A 15,296-nucleotide genomic window follows, 5' to 3' on the forward strand; every position below is an offset into this window, starting at 1 on the left:
ATCGCGGGGCAAGCCCGCTCCCACAGGTTAATCACTGCCCTCGAGAACGGTGGGGGACCTGTGGGAGCGGGCTTGCCCCGCGATTGCGTCTGACCTGCCCACCACCGTCGCTGACGCCTCCCTGCAACCCGCCTGGCCTGCTTCTTGCCTACTCATTTCATGTAGTGAGCACTTACCGAAAAAGCGCACCGTTTGAGTCCTTTGGTAGCGCCCCAGAGATGAGCGAGCCATGCAAGAAGACATCGCCCTGCGGATAAACGGTCAGACCGTCACGGTCGCCGCTGAACCCGACACCCCCCTGTTGTTGGTGCTGCGCAACGACCTGTGCCTGAACGGCCCGAAATACGGCTGCGGCCTGGGCGAGTGCGGCGCCTGTACGGTGATCATCGACGGGGTGGCCGCGCGCTCCTGCGTGATCCCGCTGGCCGGCGCTGAAAACCGCGAGGTCACCACACTCGAAGGCCTCGGCAACAAAGCCGCGCCGCACCCGGTGCAACAGGCGTTCATCGACGAGCAGGCAGCCCAGTGCGGCTACTGCATGAACGGCATGATCATGACCGCCAAGGCCCTGCTCGACCGCATCCCCAATCCCACCGACGAACAGATCCGCAACGAACTGTCCGGCAACCTCTGCCGCTGCGGCACCCACGTCGAAATCCTGCGCGCGGTGCGCCGCGCCGCCGGCCGCCAGGCCTGAGATTCGGAGAACCCCATGAACCACTCGCAACAGGTGCCTTCACGCGAGCAATTGCTGGCCAGCAACGGTGTGCTGCTGATCGTCGACGAAATCACCCCGCCCTCGGGGCCGGTTGCCAAGGGTGTGACACCCCAGGTCAAGGACCGCGAACTGGCACTGTTCATCGCCGTGAGCGACGACGGCCTGGTGTATGCCTTCAATGGCCACGTCGACCTGGGCACCGGCATCCGCACCTCGCTGGCACAGATCGTCGCCGAGGAACTGGACCTGCGCATGGACCAGGTGCACATGGTGCTCGGCGACACCGAGCGTGCGCCGAACCAGGGTGCGACCATCGCCAGCGCCACACTGCAGATCTCCGCCGTGCCGCTGCGCAAGGCAGCAGCCACCGCGCGACGCTTCCTGCTGCAGCAGGCTGCCCTTGAGCTGGACTGCACAGCCGATGCGTTACGAATCGAAGAAGGCGCGGTGATCGCCGAAGACGGCCGTCGCCTACCCTTCGCCGACCTGGTGCGCGGGCACAACCAGCAGTTGCGCATCGCCGAAGACGCGCCGCTCAAGGCCGTCGAGGACTACCGCCTGGTCGGACGCAGTACCGCGCGGGTGGACATCCCCGGCAAGGCCACCGGCGAGCTGACCTACGTGCACGACATGCGCCTGCCCGAGATGCTCCATGGCCGGGTGATCCGCCCACCTTATGCCGGCCACGATAGCGGCGACTTCGTCGGCAACAGCCTGCTGGCGGTGGATGAAAGCTCCATCGCCCATGTGCCTGGCGTGGTCGCCGTCGTGGTGATCCGCGACTTCGTCGGCGTGGTGGCCGAACGTGAGGAACAGGCGATCCGCGCCGCCCACGACCTCAAGCTGAGCTGGAAACCGTTCACCGGCAAGCTGCCCGATCTCAGCGACGTCGCCCAGGCCATCCGCGACAACCCCAGGGTGCAGCGCACCGTGCTGGACAAGGGCGAGGTCGACGCGGGCATCGCCAACGCCAGCCAGCGTCTGAGCCGCAGCTACCTGTGGCCCTACCAGTTGCATGGCTCGATCGGCCCATCCTGCGCCCTGGCCGACTTCACCGAAGGCCAGATCCGCGTCTGGTCCGGCACCCAGAATCCGCACCTGCTGCGCGCCGACCTCGCCTGGTTGCTGGAATGCTCCGAAGCACGCATCGAGATCATCCGCATGGAGGCGGCGGGCTGCTACGGCCGCAACTGCGCCGACGACGTGTGCGCCGATGCGGTGCTGCTGTCGCGCGCGGTCGGACGCCCGGTGCGGGTACAGCTGACCCGCGAGCAGGAGCATGTCTGGGAGCCCAAGGGCACCGCGCAACTGATGGAGATCGACGGCGGCCTGAACGCCGACGGCACGGTCGCCGCCTATGACTTCCAGACCAGCTACCCCTCCAACGGCGCCCCCACCCTCGCCCTGCTGCTGACCGGCGCGGTGGAGCCGGTGCCGGCGCTGTTCGAAATGGGCGACCGTACCTCGATTCCGCCCTACGACTACGAACACATGCGCGTCACCATCAATGACATGACGCCGCTGGTGCGTGCGTCGTGGATGCGCGGCGTGTCGGCGATGCCCAACAGCTTTGCCCACGAGTCATATATCGACGAGCTGGCCTTCGCGGCGGGGGTCGACCCGGTCGAGTACCGCCTGCGCCACCTGTCCGATCCGCGCGCCATCGACTTGGTCAAGGCCACCGCCGAGCGCGCCCAGTGGCAGGCGCACACCCAGCCCATGCAGACGCCCGCCGAAGGCGATGTGTTGCGCGGTCGCGGTTTTGCCTATGCGCGCTACATCCACAGCAAGTTCCCGGGTTTCGGCGCGGCCTGGGCGGCCTGGGTCGCCGATGTGGCGGTGGACCGACGTACCGGCGAGGTGGCCGTCACGCGGGTGGTGATCGGCCATGACGCGGGCATGATGGTCAACCCTGAGGGCGTGCGCCACCAGATCCACGGCAACGTGATCCAGTCCACCAGCCGCGTGCTCAAGGAACAGGTGCACTTCGAGGAATCGACGGTGGCCAGCAAGGAATGGGGCGGCTACCCGATCCTCACCTTCCCGGAGCTGCCAGCCATCGACGTGATGATGCTGCCGCGCCAGCACGAACCACCGATGGGCAGCGGCGAATCGGCCTCGGTGCCGAGCGCGGCGGCCATCGCCAACGCGATCTTCGACGCCACCGGCATACGCTTTCGCGAGCTGCCGATCACTGCCGAACGGGTGCGCGCCGCGCTTGGCGGCAACGGCGAGGATTCGTCTGCGCCAGCACAGCCCGCGTCGAAGCGCTCGAAGTGGTGGTTCGGCTCGATCGCCGGCGTGTTCGGTGCCGCCCTGGGCATGCTCGCGACCGCCCTGCCCTTTCGCGCGGAAATCGCGCCGGTGACGCCTCCGGCGGCCGGCAGCTGGTCAGCGGCAATGCTCGAACGTGGGCGCCAGGTGGCGGCGGCCGGCGATTGCGCGGTGTGCCACACGGTCAGCGGCGGCAAGGTCAATGCCGGCGGCCTGGCGATGGAAACGCCGTTCGGCACGCTGTACAGCACCAACATCACGCCCGATCTGGAAACCGGCATCGGCCGTTGGTCGTTCGCCGCCTTCGAGCGCGCCATGCGCGAGGGCATCAGCCGCGACGGCCGACATCTGTACCCGGCCTTTCCCTACACCTCGTTTCGCAACATCACCGACGGTGACATGCAGGCGCTGTACGCCTACCTGATGTCGCAGACACCAGTGCGCCAGGAGGCGCCCGCCAACGACATGCGTTTCCCGTTCAACCAGCGCCCGCTGATGGCCGGCTGGAACGCACTGTTCCTCAAGCGCGGCGAGTACCAGCCCGACCCACAGCGCAGTGCGCAGTGGAACCGCGGCGCCTACCTGGTCGATGGCCTCGGGCACTGCACCGCCTGTCACTCGCCGCGCAACCTGATGGGCGCGGAAAAAGCCGGCAAAAGCTACCTGGCCGGGGGCATGGTCGATGGCTGGGAAGCGCCAGCGCTCAACGCCCTGGGCAAGTCGTCCACGCCCTGGAGCGAGAGCGAGCTGTTCACTTATCTGCGCACCGGCTTCTCCGACAAGCACGGTGTCGCCGCCGGGCCCATGGGGCCGGTGGTCAGCGAGCTGGCAACCTTGCCGGAGAACGACGTGCGGGCCATTGCCCACTACCTGACTTCACTGGACGGCGCGCCGCAGCCAGTCGCGACCCCGGCTGCGCCCCAGGTCGATACGCAACTGTCCATCAGCAACGGCGAGCGGGTGTTCAAGGGTGCGTGCATGGCCTGCCACAGCGATGGCCTGGGCCCGAAGCTGTTCGGTGTCAGCCCGTCGATGGCGGTCAACAGCAACGTGCACAGCGATGTGCCGGACAACCTGCTGCGCGTGATCCTGCACGGTATTCCGACGCCTGCGACCCGCGACCTGGGCTATATGCCCGGCTTCAGGGATAGCCTCTCGGACCGCCAGGTGGCGGATCTGGCCGCCTACCTGCGCCAGCGTTTCGCCGCAGACAAACCGGCCTGGCAAGGGCTGACGGCGAAGAGCGCGCAAGTGCGTGCCAACCCCGGCAGCCACTGAGGCTAGCGGCGCAGACCGCGCAGGGCGAGGTCGCTGATGAAGTCCAGCCACTCGGCCTTGGCCTGCTTGTCGGCAAGGTCCACGGCGAGGAACGAGCTGAGCGTATGGCGGTTGGAGTTATAGAAATAGCAGAGCGAGGCAATCATCAGGTAGGCGTGGGTGATGTCGATATCGTCGCGGAACAGGCCCTTGGCCTGCCCAGCCTCGATGATCGGCCGCAGCACGCCGACCGCCTCGCCGGACAGCGCCTGCAGGTTCTGCGACTTGCGCGCGTGCTGGCCCTGGTGAAGGTTTTCGGTGGCCAGGATGGTGACGAACTCGGGATGGCGCACGTAGTAGTCCCAGATGAACGCCACCAGTTGGCGCAGCGCGAGCTCGGGGTCGGACAGGTCCAGGCGCAGCTTGGCTTCGGCCTGGTTGAAGCTGGCGTAGATATGCTCCAGCACGCTGATGAACAGCTTTTCCTTGTTGCCGAAGTAGTAATAGATCATCCGGTCGTTGGACTTGGCCAGCGTGGAGATCTGCTCGACGCGCCCGCCGGTGAAGCCCTCCTTGCTGAAGACCTTCACCGCGGCCTTGAGGATGTTGTCCTTGGTGCGGTCGGCCTGCTGGGCGCGAACACCGGTTTTGCGAGTCTGCATGTCGGTCCCTGTGGGGCTGGCCAGATAGCCAACACTGCCACAGACATGGGGTGTGGCGCCAACGATTGGAACGGGGTAACCGAACATGCAGCATCTCGACCGGCAAGTGATCGACAAGGCGCTGGCATGGGCTTGTGCCGGCGACACGGTATGGCTGTGCACGGTGCTCTCCACCTACGGCTCGGCACCCCGTGCACCGGGAGCGATGCTGGTCTGCCGTGGCGGGCTGGAGTATGTCGGATCATTGTCGGGAGGCTGTGTGGAGGAGGAGTTTCTCGACAGCCTCGCACAGGGTGCATTCCACTGTGCTGCGCAGGTGGTGCGCTATGGCGATGGACAGGCGCAAAGTCGGCGCTTGCGCCTGCCGTGCGGGGGGGTGTTGGTGGTGCTGGTCGAGCGGCGCGAGGCCAGTGCGGCCTGGCTGGAGCACTTGCAGGCGTTGCGCGGCGCATTGCTTGGCCAGCGCCGGGTGACGCGCAGGGTGGGGCTGATGGATGGCACCTTTGGCCTGGAAAGCGATAGCAGCGTTACCGTGCGCATGAGCGAGGATGCCGTACATATCGCCATCGGCCCGGCCCTGCGCCTGCTGCTGGCGGGGTTGTCACCGGTGGCTGAAGCCTGCGCCGATATCGCCCGTACGCTGGGCTGCGAAGTGATCGCCTGCGATCCGCGCGAGGAGATGGCCCATGTGCATCTGGAGGGTGCTCAACTGCACCGCGTGCTGCCCTCGGAGTTCATTGCCGAAGGTGGCTGCCATGCCGCCACCGCGGTGGTGGCGCTGACCCACGATCCGAAGATCGATGACCTGGCGCTGATGGAGGCCGTGCATACCCCGGCGTTCTACATCGGCGCCATGGGCTCGGTGACCACCTCCGCCCGCCGCGCCGAACGCCTGCAGCGCATCGGCGGCTTGTCAGCACAGCAGATCGAACGCCTGCACATGCCGATCGGCCTGGACCTGGGCAGCAAGTCGCCAGCGGAAATCGCCCTGGCGGTAATGGCGGATGTGCTGCGGGTGTATCGCGGCAAGGCGCGGGATGCGTTGTAGTCTACCCGGCACCCGCAGTGCCGATGTTCGCGGGACAGTCGGGCGGCGCAGTAGACCCTGAGTCGCCCAGTCGACACAGATGTGAACTACCACACGCCCCCCCCTTGCCGCCCCGCAATCTCTTTCCCCACAATCCCCTCCACGCCGCACCACGACAGGGAACTCACCGTGCCATCCATCTATCAGCTCAAACCCCGCTTCCAGGCTCTGCTGCGCCCATCGGTTCAGCGTCTCTACGCTCGCGGCGTCACTGCCAACCAGGTCACCGTCGCCGCAGCGTTGGTGTCGGTGCTGCTGGGGCTGCTGCTCACCTGGCTGCCCCACGTCACCTGGCTGTTCATCCTCATCCCGGTGTGGATGCTGCTGCGCATGGCGCTCAATGCCGTCGATGGCATGCTGGCCCGCGAGTTCGGCCAGCAATCGACCCTCGGCGCCTACCTCAACGAGCTGTGCGACGTGATCGCCGACGCGGCGCTGTACCTGCCCTTCGCGTTGCTGGTCGGGGTGTCGCCGACACTGGTGGTGCTGGTGGTGTTGCTTGCCGTCATCAGTGAATACGCCGGGGTGATGGGCCCGCTGGCCGGTGCTTCGCGGCGTTACGACGGGCCGATGGGCAAGAGCGACCGGGCCTTTGCATTCGGCGTACTGGGGACCGGCGTGGGCTTCGGCGTGCTGAATTCGACGTGGATCAACGGCCTGCTGCTGGTCATCCTGCTGCTCTCGCTCTATACCCTCTACAACCGGGTACGCCACGGGCTGGCCGAAACCCGCTGACCCCACCGCCGCAGGACAAGGACTTTCACCATGCGCCAAGCGCAATCGCTGCACTTCTCGACCCACGACGGCGTCGAGCTGCACTACCGGCACTGGCCGGCCACCCGCAACGAGCACCAGCCACGCCGGGCGCTGGTGATGTTCCATCGCGGGCACGAGCACGGCGGGCGCATGGCGCACCTGGCCGACGAACTGGACCTGCCCGGTTACGACATCTTCGCCTGGGACGCCCGTGGCCATGGCCTCTCGCCAGGGGCCCGGGGCGATAGCCCGAGCTTCGCCACCAGCGTGCGCGACGTGCAGACCTTCATCGAACATATCCAGGCCCGGCACGGCATCGCCGAGCCCGATATGGCAGTGCTGGCGCAGAGCGTCGGCGCAGTGCTGATCGCCACCTGGGCCCACGACTACGCGCCCAAGGTGCGCTGCCTGGTGCTGGCCTCGCCGGCGTTCAAGGTCAAGCTCTACGTGCCCTTCGCCCGCCCCGGCCTGAAACTGCTCAAGGCCCTGCGCGGCAACTTCTTCGTCAACAGCTATGTCAAGCCGCGCCTGCTCACCCATGACCCGGAACGGGTGATGTCGTACACCGCAGACCCGCTGATCAGCCGACCGATCTCGGTGACCGTGCTGCTGGGCCTGTACGAGGCTGCCGACCGTGTGGTGGCCGATGCCCAGGCCATCCAGGTGCCGACTCAGTTGCTGGTGTCCGGCGCAGACTTCGTAGTGGAACGCGGCCCGCAGGAGCGCTTCTTCGAGCGCCTGGGCAGCCCGCGCAAGGAGATGCACATCCTGCCCGGTTTCTTCCACGACACCCTCGGCGAACGCGACCGCACCCACGCCCTGGCGCGGATCGAGCGCTTCATCGCCCACTGTTTCGACGCACCGCTGCCTGCACCGTCGCTGCTCGATGCAGACAAGGTCGGCGCCAGCTGCGCCGAGGCCGAGTGCCTGGCCGCACCGCTGCCACGCAACTCGCCGCGCGACCTCTACTGGCGCAGCTACCGCGCCAGCCTGCGCCTGGGCAAGGGGCTGTCCGAAGGGGTGAAGCTGGGTTTCGACACCGGCTTCGACTCCGGCAGCACCCTGGACTACGTGTACCGCAACCAGGCGACCGGCAAGGGCAAACTGGGCGAGCTGATCGATCGCAACTACCTCGACGCCATTGGCTGGCGTGGCATCCGCCAACGCAAGGTGCATGTCGAGGAACTGCTGCGCCTGGCCATCGCTCGCCTGCGCGAACAGGCACGACCTGTGCACATCGTCGATATCGCCGCCGGCCACGGCCGCTACATCCTCGAAGCGCTGCAGGAGCAATTGCCGGACTCGATCCTGCTGCGCGACTACAGCGAGCTGAACGTGCAACAGGGCAGCGCGTTGATCAACGAAAAGGGCCTGGGCGAGATCGCCCGTTTCGTCCAGGGCGATGCCTTCGACCGCCAGAGCCTGGCCAGCCTCGACCCGCGCCCCACCCTGGCGGTGGTGTCCGGGCTCTATGAACTGTTCGCCAGCAACCAACTGGTGGGCGACTCCCTGGCCGGGCTGGCCGATGCCGTGGAAGACGGCGGCTACCTGGTCTACACCGGCCAGCCCTGGCACCCACAGCTGGAGATGATCGCCCGCGCCCTGACCAGCCACCGCGGCGGCGACGCCTGGGTGATGCGTCGGCGCAGCCAGGCCGAGATGGACCAACTGGTGGAAGCGGCCGGTTTTCGCAAGATCGCCCAGCGCATCGACGGATGGGGAATCTTCAGCGTCAGCCTGGCCCAGCGGGTTCGCTGATGACACGCGAAGCCGGGCTGATCCGGCGCGGCGTGCTGTGGCTGTTGCTGCTCGGGCCGTTCTTCTTCCTCAGCTACGGCCTGGCCAACAGCTACACCGCCGGGCGCGACGATGTCGGCAGCCTGGTATTCGGCTGGGAGCAGCATATGCCGCTGTGGCCGTGGACGATCATCCCGTACTGGTCGATCGACCTGCTGTACGGTTTGTCATTCCTGCTGCCGCTCACTCGCCGCGAGATGGACCGCCATGCCCTGGCGCTGCTGACCGCACAGGTGGTCAGCGTGACCTGCTTCCTGCTCTGGCCGCTGCGCTTCACCTTCGAGCGACCGGAACTGGCAGGTGTGTTCGGCTGGCTGTTCGATGTGCTGATGGGCTTCGACAAGCCGTACAACCAGGCCCCGTCGCTGCATATCGCGCTGCTGGTGATCATCTGGACGATGTTCGCCCGGCATACCCACAAGCCGCTCTGGCGCTGGGCTGTGCACGGCTGGATGGCGTTGATCGGGCTGTCGGTGCTGACCACCTGGCAGCACCACTTCATCGACCTGCCCAGCGGCGCGCTGGTGGGGTTGTTGTGCCTGTGGCTATGGCCGCACCAGGGCGCATTGCCGCTGCGCGAGGCGCGCCTGACGCGTGAGCCGAAACGCTGGCGGCTTGGCTTGCGCTATGGCATCGGCGCCCTGTTGTGTGCAGGGCTGGCCTTCAAGCTCGGTGGTGTATGGCTGTGCTTGTTATGGCCGGCACTGGCGTTGCTGGTGGTGGCGCTGAACTATGTGCTGTTCGGTGCTGGCGGATTCCAGAAGGGAGCGGATGGACGACTGTCGAATGCCGCGACCTGGCTGCTGGCGCCCTATCTGGTTGGCGCCTGGGTCAACTCACGGGCCTGGACCTGGCGACATCCGCAGGCAGATGAAATATGCGACGGGGTGTATCTGGGGCGGATTCCCGGATTGGGAGAGGCAGGTGATTTTGCTGCGGTGGTGGATTTGTGTGCGGAGCTACCCTGCCCATGGCCAGCCACAGCGCCTAATACCCCTGTAGGAGCGGGCTTGCCCGCGAATGGGCCAGAACAGGCAACCTACCTCAGCCTGCCCACCCTAGACCTCATCCCCCCGAGCCCCGCCCTGCTGCTGCAGGCCGCCAAAGCCATCGAACGCCTGCGCCCTCAAGGCCCGCTTCTGGTCTGCTGCGCCCTGGGCTATTCACGCAGCGCCAGCGCCGTAGCCGCCTGGCTGATCCACACCGGCCGCTGCGCCGACATCGACGCCGCCGAAGCCCTCATCCGCCAGGCCCGCCCGGGCGTGGTGCTGCATACGGGCCACCGCCAGGCCCTACTGCAACTCGGAGTCCAGCCATGAACCTGTACCTGGTCGCCACCCTGCTAGCCCGTGGTCGACAACTGGAACGCCTGTCCGATGCACTGACCCTGCTGGCCATCGCCTACGGCCTGGCACCGCTGCTCGGCCTGCACCTGCACCCGCTGGCCAGCGTGCTGTGCATCCTGCTGCTGATCCTCGGCGTTGCCCACAAGTACTGGGCCATTCGCGTGGCCCTGGACGCCGAGCTCTTCGCACGCCTGGCCGCCAGCCCGCAACGTGCCGACGATACTCGCGCCCTGGACCGCGCCCTGTTCGACCTCAACCTCAAGGCCAAGGCCGACGATCCACGCGACTGGCCAACCCGCAGCCAGGCCGCCCTCGCCCTGCTGCGCCGCCAGAGCCTGTGCCTGGGCCTGCAGCTACTGCTGACCTTGGCTACCCTGCTGACACTGCCCTTCACCGGATGACCCTGCACCATGCTCGCCGCCTTGACCGCCTTCGCCATCACCTCCGCCGCGCGCCTGATCACCGGCGCTCGGGCCCTCTGGCTCGGCTGCACGCCACAACCGGTGCAGCGCCTGTACTTCGCCAACCACAGCAGCCACGGCGATTTCGTCCTGCTCTGGGCCTCGCTGCCCGAACCCTTGCGGCGCCGCACGCGGCCCGTGGCCGGCGCCGACTACTGGAACACGCCAGGCCTGCGCAACTTCGTCATCCACAATGTCTTCAATGGCATCCTGATCGACCGTCAGCGCAGCGAAGGCCAGGACAATCCGCTGCAACCGGTACTCGATGCGCTGGCCCAGGGTGACTCGCTGATCTTCTTCCCCGAAGGCACACGCAATCTTGGCGACGATCCACTGCTGCCTTTCAAGAGCGGCCTGTTCCACCTCGCATCCGCCCAGCCTGACATCGAAGTGGTGCCGGTGTGGATCGCCAACCTCAACCGGGTGATGCCCAAGGGCCGCGCCCTGCCGTTGCCGCTGCTGTGCACGCTGAGTTTCGGCGAGCCATTGCAGGTGCTGCCTGACGAAAGCAAGCAGGCGTTTCTCGAGCGGGCCCGTCAGGCCCTGCTGAACCTGGCCCCGAAGGAAGCCTGAGATGGATCACAACACCCTGTCCTTGTTCGCCGGCATCGGCGCCCTGCTGCTCCTGGCCAGTGTCATCGGCCGCCTGCTCAAGTGGCGCGCAGGTTCCGCGCCGCACGCGGTGATCGACAACCTCAACGCACGCATCAACGCCTGGTGGGTGATGGTGCTGGTGATTGGCCTTGCCTTCGTGTTCGGCAAGTACGGCGTGATAGTGCTGTTCTATTGCGTGTCGTTCTATGCCCTGCGCGAGTTCATGACCCTCACCCCGACCCGGCGCAGCGACTACCCGGCGCTGGTGGCGGCGTTCTACGTAGCGTTGCCGGTGCAGTACCTGCTGATCGCCATGGACTGGTACGGCATGTTCAGCATCTTCATTCCGGTGTACCTGTTTTTGCTGCTGCCGATCCTGGCCAGCTTCGGCGGCGATACCACACGCTTCCTGGAACGCGCCTCGAAGGTGCAGTGGGGCCTGATGATCGCGGTGTACTGCGTGTCGTCGGTGCCCGCGCTGATGACCTTGGACATCCCCGGCTACGAGGGCCGCAACCTGCTGCTGATCGCCTGGTTGATCCTGGTGGTGCAGATCAGCGACGTGCTGCAGTACGTGTGCGGCAAGCTGTTCGGCAAGCGCAAGGTGGCGCCCAACCTGTCGCCGTCCAAAACCGTCGAGGGCCTGGCCGGCGGGGTGGCGTTGGCCACGCTGGTCGGCGCCCTGCTGTGCTGGATCACCCCGTTCAACTTCTGGCAGGCGGCGCTGATGGCATTGACGGTCAACGCCATGGGGTTCTTTGGCGGGCTGGTGATGTCGGCCATCAAGCGCGATCGCGGGGTGAAGGACTGGGGGCACATGATCGAAGGACATGGCGGCATGCTCGACCGCATGGATTCGGTGTGCTTCGCCGCGCCGGTGTTCTTCCACTTCGTGCGCTATTGGTGGGCGTGACCGCCATAGCGCGACCAGGCAGATAGGCGTCGAATCCAGGCAACTGCATGTCGGGCCAACGCCCTAAGGTGACGGGTCACTCAGCCCGTCATCAGGAGCCTTGCCATGTCCGACTTCATCACCGTCCTGCGCGAAACCTGCCCGACCCCGGTGGTCGATGCGACCAAGTGGAAACGCATCGGCGGCGACCCGCACACCGTCAACCTCAATGCCTACCTGTCGGCCGATGGCAGCAAGATCATGGGCACCTGGATCTGCACCCCTGGCAAGTTCGAGGTCAACTACGAGAAGTGGGAGTTCTGCCACTTCCTCGAGGGCTACTGCATCATCACCCCCGAAGGCGAAGAGCCCAAGCACCTCAAGGGCGGCGATGTGTTCGTCATCGAGCCCGGCATGAAAGGCACCTGGGAAGTGGTCGAGACCGTACGCAAGTACTTCGTCTTCGCCTGAGTCCGGCTGACGGAGCGGGCGTGCAGCCGGGCCGGCAGGCTCAGCGCAGCGCCCGGTCCACCAGCACCTGAAGGCGGCCACGGGAGCACTGCTCGACCCGCGCCTCGACGCCATATACCTGCGCCAGCAACTGCGGTTCGAGCACCTCGGCCGGGGTGCCGCAGGCCACCACCCGGCCCTTCTCCAGCATCACCAGACAATCGGCATGGCTGGCCGCCAGATTGATGTCGTGCAGCACCGCGACCGCCAACAGCCGATGGCGAACCACCCGCTCACGCACTGCATCCATCACCCGCAGTTGGTAGTGCAGGTCCAGGGCGCTGGTTGGCTCGTCGAGCAACAGCACCTGTGGATTGCGCGCCAGCAACTGGGCCAGGGCCACCAGTTGGCGCTGGCCGCCGGACAGACTGTCCAAGCCTTGCTCGGCCAGGTGCTCGATGCCCAACTGGCGCAGCGCATCGAAGGCCGTCGCCAACAGGTCATCGGCAGCCCCCACGCGCAGCGCAGCGACGATGCTCTCCAGCACCCCGAGCGCCAGCCCCGGCGGCAGCTGCTGTGGCATGTAGGCCAAGCGCCGGGCGCGCTCGGCGAAACTCAGTCGGGTAACATCCTCATCGCCCAGGTGCACCGCGCCCTGCATCCGCTCCAGCCCGGCCAGGGCGCGCAGCAGGGTGGACTTGCCCGCCCCGTTGGGGCCGACCAGCGCCACCAGGCTGCCCGTCGGCAGCGACGGCAGGCTCAGTTGCTGGATGATCCGACGCGCGCCATAGCTGACCGACAGCCCTTCGATACGCAAGCTCACAACCTTCTCCCCCGCCGGAACACCAGCACCACGAACACCGGTACGCCCACCAGGGCGGTGACGATCCCCACCGGCACGATCACCCCTGGCAGGATCAGCTTGCTGGCGATCGACGACAGCGACAGCAGCAATGCCCCGACCAGTGCACTGGCCGGCAACAGGAAGCGCTGGTCCTCACCCACCAGCAGGCGGGCGATGTGCGGGCCGACCAGGCCGATAAACCCGATGGTGCCGACAAAAGCCACGGCGGTCGCCGACAGCAGGCTGATGCGCAGCAGCGAGGCGACGCGCAGGCGCCGGGTGTCCACGCCGAAGCTGCGGGCACGGTCTTCGCCCATGCGCAGCAGAGTCATGGCCGGGGCGGCGCGCAGCGAGAACGGCAGCACCAGCGCCAGCACCGCAGCAAGAATGCCCAGCTTCTGCCAGTTGGCCCGCGCCAGGCTACCGAGGGTCCAGAACACCAGTTGCTGCAGCACATCCTCGGTGGCCAGCAACTGCAGCAACGACACCAATGCGTTGCAACTGAACACCAGGGCGATACCGAACAGCACCAGGCTCTCGACCCCGGCACCGCGCAGCCGCGACATGGCCTGCAGCAACAGCACCGACAGGCAGGCGAAGACGAACGCCATCACCGTTACCTGGGCGCTCGGCGCCAGCCAGGCCACCGACAGCGGATAGGCGATGGCCAGCGACGCGCCCAGCGCGGCGGCAGAGGACACCCCCAGGGTGAAAGGGCTGGCCAGCGGGTTGTCGAGGATCGCCTGCATCTCCGCGCCAGCCAGCGCCAACGCGGCCCCGACCAGCACCGCCATCAGCGCGTAGGGCAGGCGCACGTTCCAGATGATCACCCGTTCGGTGGCGCTCAGTGCGTTCGGATCGAACACCCCATGCAGCAGCTGTCCGAGCCCCATGCCAGAGGCGCCGCTGGCCAGGTCGCCGAGCACCGCCAGCGCCAGCAGCACGGCCAGCCCGCCGACCAGCCCGGCACGCCGCCAGAGCAAGCGCCGATACCGCCAGGCCGCCAGCGCGGCGCCGTCCAGAGCCTGGGCGGTCACTTGGCGTCGATCCAGTAGTGGCCGTCCAGGCCGACCTTCAGCAGGTGGTTGATGTCGGCCATGGTCGCTTGCGGATCCAGATCCTTGAAGCGCTCGGGGTGAATCCAGCGGGCCATGGCTTCGATGGCGAGGATGTTGAACGGTGAGTTGTAGAAGTCATGCCACAGACCGTGGGCCTGGCCATCGCGGATCGGGCGCAGCGGCGCGAATTCGGGGCGCGCGATGATCCTGGCCAGGCTCTGGCGCGCGGTATCGGCACTCACGCCGGCGCCGAGCAGCACGCCGGGGGCACGGTTGCCGGTAGCGATGTAGACGTCCGGATCGGCCTTGAGCACGTATTCGACGCTGACGTCGCCCAGCGCGCCGGGCACCACGTCAGCAGCGATATTGTGCCCACCGACCGCCTCGACCACACTGCCCAGGCCGCTCTTGCCGGTGGTGTGCCCCGGCGCCTGCCAGACGCCCGCCAGCAGTTCGAGGAAGACTTTCGGCCGCTCGCTGTCCTTGAGCCCCGCCACCTGGTCGGTGACGTGCTTGAGGTGGCTGTCGTAGAGGTCCAGGTATTCCTTCGCCTGCTGCTCGCGACCCAGCAAGGTGCCTAGGGCTTCGAGGCTGACGCGGGTGTTCTTGATCGGGTGCACACGGAAGTCGATGAACAGTACCGGGATGCCGGCCTGTTCCAGCAGGTCGGCGACCGGGCTGTGCTGGGTCGGGCCTTCGCCGGCGATACTGAAGATCGCCAGGTCCGGTTTCAGTGCCAGGATCTGCTCGGCGCTGACGCTCTGCTCCGAGGCCTGGCCGATCAGCGGCAGCTTGGCCACCTGGGGATAAAGCTTGGCGTAGACGTCGTAGGTATGCGGGTCGAGCAGGCGCATGTCGTTCTGCCAACCGACCACGCGCTGGAACGGGTTGTCGCGATCCAGCAGGGCCAGGGCGAAGAACAGCCGGCCCTCGCCGAGGACGATGCGCTGGGGCGCGTGATCGACTTCCACCTTGCGCCCGAGCACGTCGGTGACCTGGGCGGCGCTGGCGGTCTGGAGAGTGCCGAGGCCTGCGACCAGCAGCATGAGCAGCGGCAGCAGGCGCCGCGCGGAACGGAGAACGGAGAACATCGGAGGGCT

Annotated in this window: 14 protein-coding genes; 10 read left to right on the forward strand and 4 right to left on the reverse strand. The window is 66.8% G+C overall.

Annotated elements, in window-relative coordinates; genetic code table 11:
* Nucleotides 1-229 precede the first annotated feature (229 nt).
* Nucleotides 230-697 (forward strand): (2Fe-2S)-binding protein, encoded by a 468-nt coding sequence (locus ACPZMI_RS13430; protein WP_186669335.1) that lies wholly within the window; start codon nt 230-232, stop codon nt 695-697.
* A 15-nt stretch (nt 698-712) separates the two neighbouring features.
* Nucleotides 713-4,270 carry a molybdopterin cofactor-binding domain-containing protein gene (locus tag ACPZMI_RS13435; RefSeq protein ID WP_426352403.1) on the forward strand — a complete coding sequence of 1,186 codons (3,558 nt, stop codon included), beginning with the start codon at nt 713-715 and terminating at the stop codon, nt 4,268-4,270.
* Between the two features lie 2 nt (nt 4,271-4,272).
* Here the strand turns inward: ACPZMI_RS13435 and ACPZMI_RS13440 are convergent, their stop codons facing one another.
* Entirely contained in the window at nt 4,273-4,911 is a 639-nt protein-coding gene (locus tag ACPZMI_RS13440; RefSeq protein ID WP_426352404.1) for a TetR/AcrR family transcriptional regulator, read from the reverse strand.
* Nucleotides 4,912-4,996: 85 nt separating this feature from the next.
* On the opposite strand from ACPZMI_RS13440, the gene ACPZMI_RS13445 reads away from it, so the two are divergent.
* The 8 genes from ACPZMI_RS13445 (at nt 4,997) to ACPZMI_RS13480 (ending at nt 12,315) form a co-directional block, all read left to right on the forward strand.
* Nucleotides 4,997-5,959 carry an XdhC family protein gene (locus ACPZMI_RS13445; RefSeq protein ID WP_426352405.1) on the forward strand — a complete coding sequence of 321 codons (963 nt, stop codon included), beginning with the start codon at nt 4,997-4,999 and terminating at the stop codon, nt 5,957-5,959.
* 168 nt (nt 5,960-6,127) lie between these two features.
* Nucleotides 6,128-6,733 (forward strand): CDP-alcohol phosphatidyltransferase family protein, encoded by a 606-nt coding sequence (locus tag ACPZMI_RS13450; protein WP_426352406.1) that lies wholly within the window; start codon nt 6,128-6,130, stop codon nt 6,731-6,733.
* A gap of 30 nt (nt 6,734-6,763) precedes the next feature.
* On the forward strand, nt 6,764-8,512 hold the full coding sequence (locus tag ACPZMI_RS13455; protein ID WP_426352407.1) for a bifunctional alpha/beta hydrolase/class I SAM-dependent methyltransferase: 1,749 nt from the start codon (nt 6,764-6,766) through the stop codon (nt 8,510-8,512).
* Nucleotides 8,512-9,870 (forward strand): phosphatase PAP2/dual specificity phosphatase family protein, encoded by a 1,359-nt coding sequence (locus ACPZMI_RS13460; protein WP_426352408.1) that lies wholly within the window; start codon nt 8,512-8,514, stop codon nt 9,868-9,870. The genes ACPZMI_RS13455 and ACPZMI_RS13460 overlap by 1 nt, the downstream gene beginning before the upstream one ends.
* Nucleotides 9,867-10,298 (forward strand): hypothetical protein, encoded by a 432-nt coding sequence (locus ACPZMI_RS13465; protein WP_186669325.1) that lies wholly within the window; start codon nt 9,867-9,869, stop codon nt 10,296-10,298. The genes ACPZMI_RS13460 and ACPZMI_RS13465 overlap by 4 nt, the downstream gene beginning before the upstream one ends.
* 9 nt (nt 10,299-10,307) lie before the next feature.
* A complete protein-coding gene (locus ACPZMI_RS13470; protein ID WP_186669324.1) occupies nt 10,308-10,931 on the forward strand; it encodes a lysophospholipid acyltransferase family protein in 624 nt (207 codons plus the stop codon).
* Between the two features lies 1 nt (nt 10,932).
* A complete protein-coding gene (locus tag ACPZMI_RS13475) occupies nt 10,933-11,865 on the forward strand; it encodes a phosphatidate cytidylyltransferase (protein WP_054892666.1) in 933 nt (310 codons plus the stop codon).
* 105 nt (nt 11,866-11,970) lie between these two features.
* Entirely contained in the window at nt 11,971-12,315 is a 345-nt protein-coding gene (locus ACPZMI_RS13480) for a cupin domain-containing protein (protein ID WP_063542660.1), read from the forward strand.
* A 40-nt stretch (nt 12,316-12,355) separates the two neighbouring features.
* On the opposite strand, the gene ACPZMI_RS13485 is transcribed toward ACPZMI_RS13480, so the two are convergent.
* Genes ACPZMI_RS13485 through ACPZMI_RS13495 form a run of 3 tightly spaced genes read right to left on the reverse strand, consistent with a single transcriptional unit; the run spans nt 12,356 to nt 15,287 of the window.
* Nucleotides 12,356-13,117 (reverse strand): ABC transporter ATP-binding protein, encoded by a 762-nt coding sequence (locus tag ACPZMI_RS13485; RefSeq protein WP_426352409.1) that lies wholly within the window; start codon nt 13,115-13,117, stop codon nt 12,356-12,358.
* Entirely contained in the window at nt 13,114-14,175 is a 1,062-nt protein-coding gene (locus ACPZMI_RS13490) for a FecCD family ABC transporter permease (RefSeq protein WP_186669318.1), read from the reverse strand. Before ACPZMI_RS13490 ends, ACPZMI_RS13485 begins: the two co-directional genes overlap by 4 nt.
* Nucleotides 14,172-15,287, reverse strand: coding sequence for an ABC transporter substrate-binding protein (locus tag ACPZMI_RS13495; protein WP_426352410.1), 1,116 nt, complete (start codon nt 15,285-15,287; stop codon nt 14,172-14,174). The genes ACPZMI_RS13490 and ACPZMI_RS13495 overlap by 4 nt, the downstream gene beginning before the upstream one ends.
* Nucleotides 15,288-15,296: the final 9 nt, after the last annotated feature.

It is taken from the genome of Pseudomonas wayambapalatensis, assembly GCF_049942315.1.
Taxonomy (GTDB): domain Bacteria; phylum Pseudomonadota; class Gammaproteobacteria; order Pseudomonadales; family Pseudomonadaceae; genus Aquipseudomonas; species Aquipseudomonas wayambapalatensis.

Bases quoted from the DNA above. Each gene is read 5' to 3' on its own strand.
- ACPZMI_RS13430 (WP_186669335.1), top strand. From the start codon at position 230: ATGCAAGAAGACATCGCCCTGCGGATAAACGGTCAGACCGTCACGGTC.
- ACPZMI_RS13435 (WP_426352403.1), top strand. From the start codon at position 713: ATGAACCACTCGCAACAGGTGCCTTCACGCGAGCAATTGCTGGCCAGC.
- ACPZMI_RS13440 (WP_426352404.1), bottom strand. From the start codon at position 4,911: ATGCAGACTCGCAAAACCGGTGTTCGCGCCCAGCAGGCCGACCGCACC.
- ACPZMI_RS13445 (WP_426352405.1), top strand. From the start codon at position 4,997: ATGCAGCATCTCGACCGGCAAGTGATCGACAAGGCGCTGGCATGGGCT.
- ACPZMI_RS13455 (WP_426352407.1), top strand. From the start codon at position 6,764: ATGCGCCAAGCGCAATCGCTGCACTTCTCGACCCACGACGGCGTCGAG.
- ACPZMI_RS13460 (WP_426352408.1), top strand. From the start codon at position 8,512: ATGACACGCGAAGCCGGGCTGATCCGGCGCGGCGTGCTGTGGCTGTTG.
- ACPZMI_RS13465 (WP_186669325.1), top strand. From the start codon at position 9,867: ATGAACCTGTACCTGGTCGCCACCCTGCTAGCCCGTGGTCGACAACTG.
- ACPZMI_RS13470 (WP_186669324.1), top strand. From the start codon at position 10,308: ATGCTCGCCGCCTTGACCGCCTTCGCCATCACCTCCGCCGCGCGCCTG.
- ACPZMI_RS13475 (WP_054892666.1), top strand. From the start codon at position 10,933: ATGGATCACAACACCCTGTCCTTGTTCGCCGGCATCGGCGCCCTGCTG.
- ACPZMI_RS13480 (WP_063542660.1), top strand. From the start codon at position 11,971: ATGTCCGACTTCATCACCGTCCTGCGCGAAACCTGCCCGACCCCGGTG.
- ACPZMI_RS13495 (WP_426352410.1), bottom strand. From the start codon at position 15,287: ATGTTCTCCGTTCTCCGTTCCGCGCGGCGCCTGCTGCCGCTGCTCATG.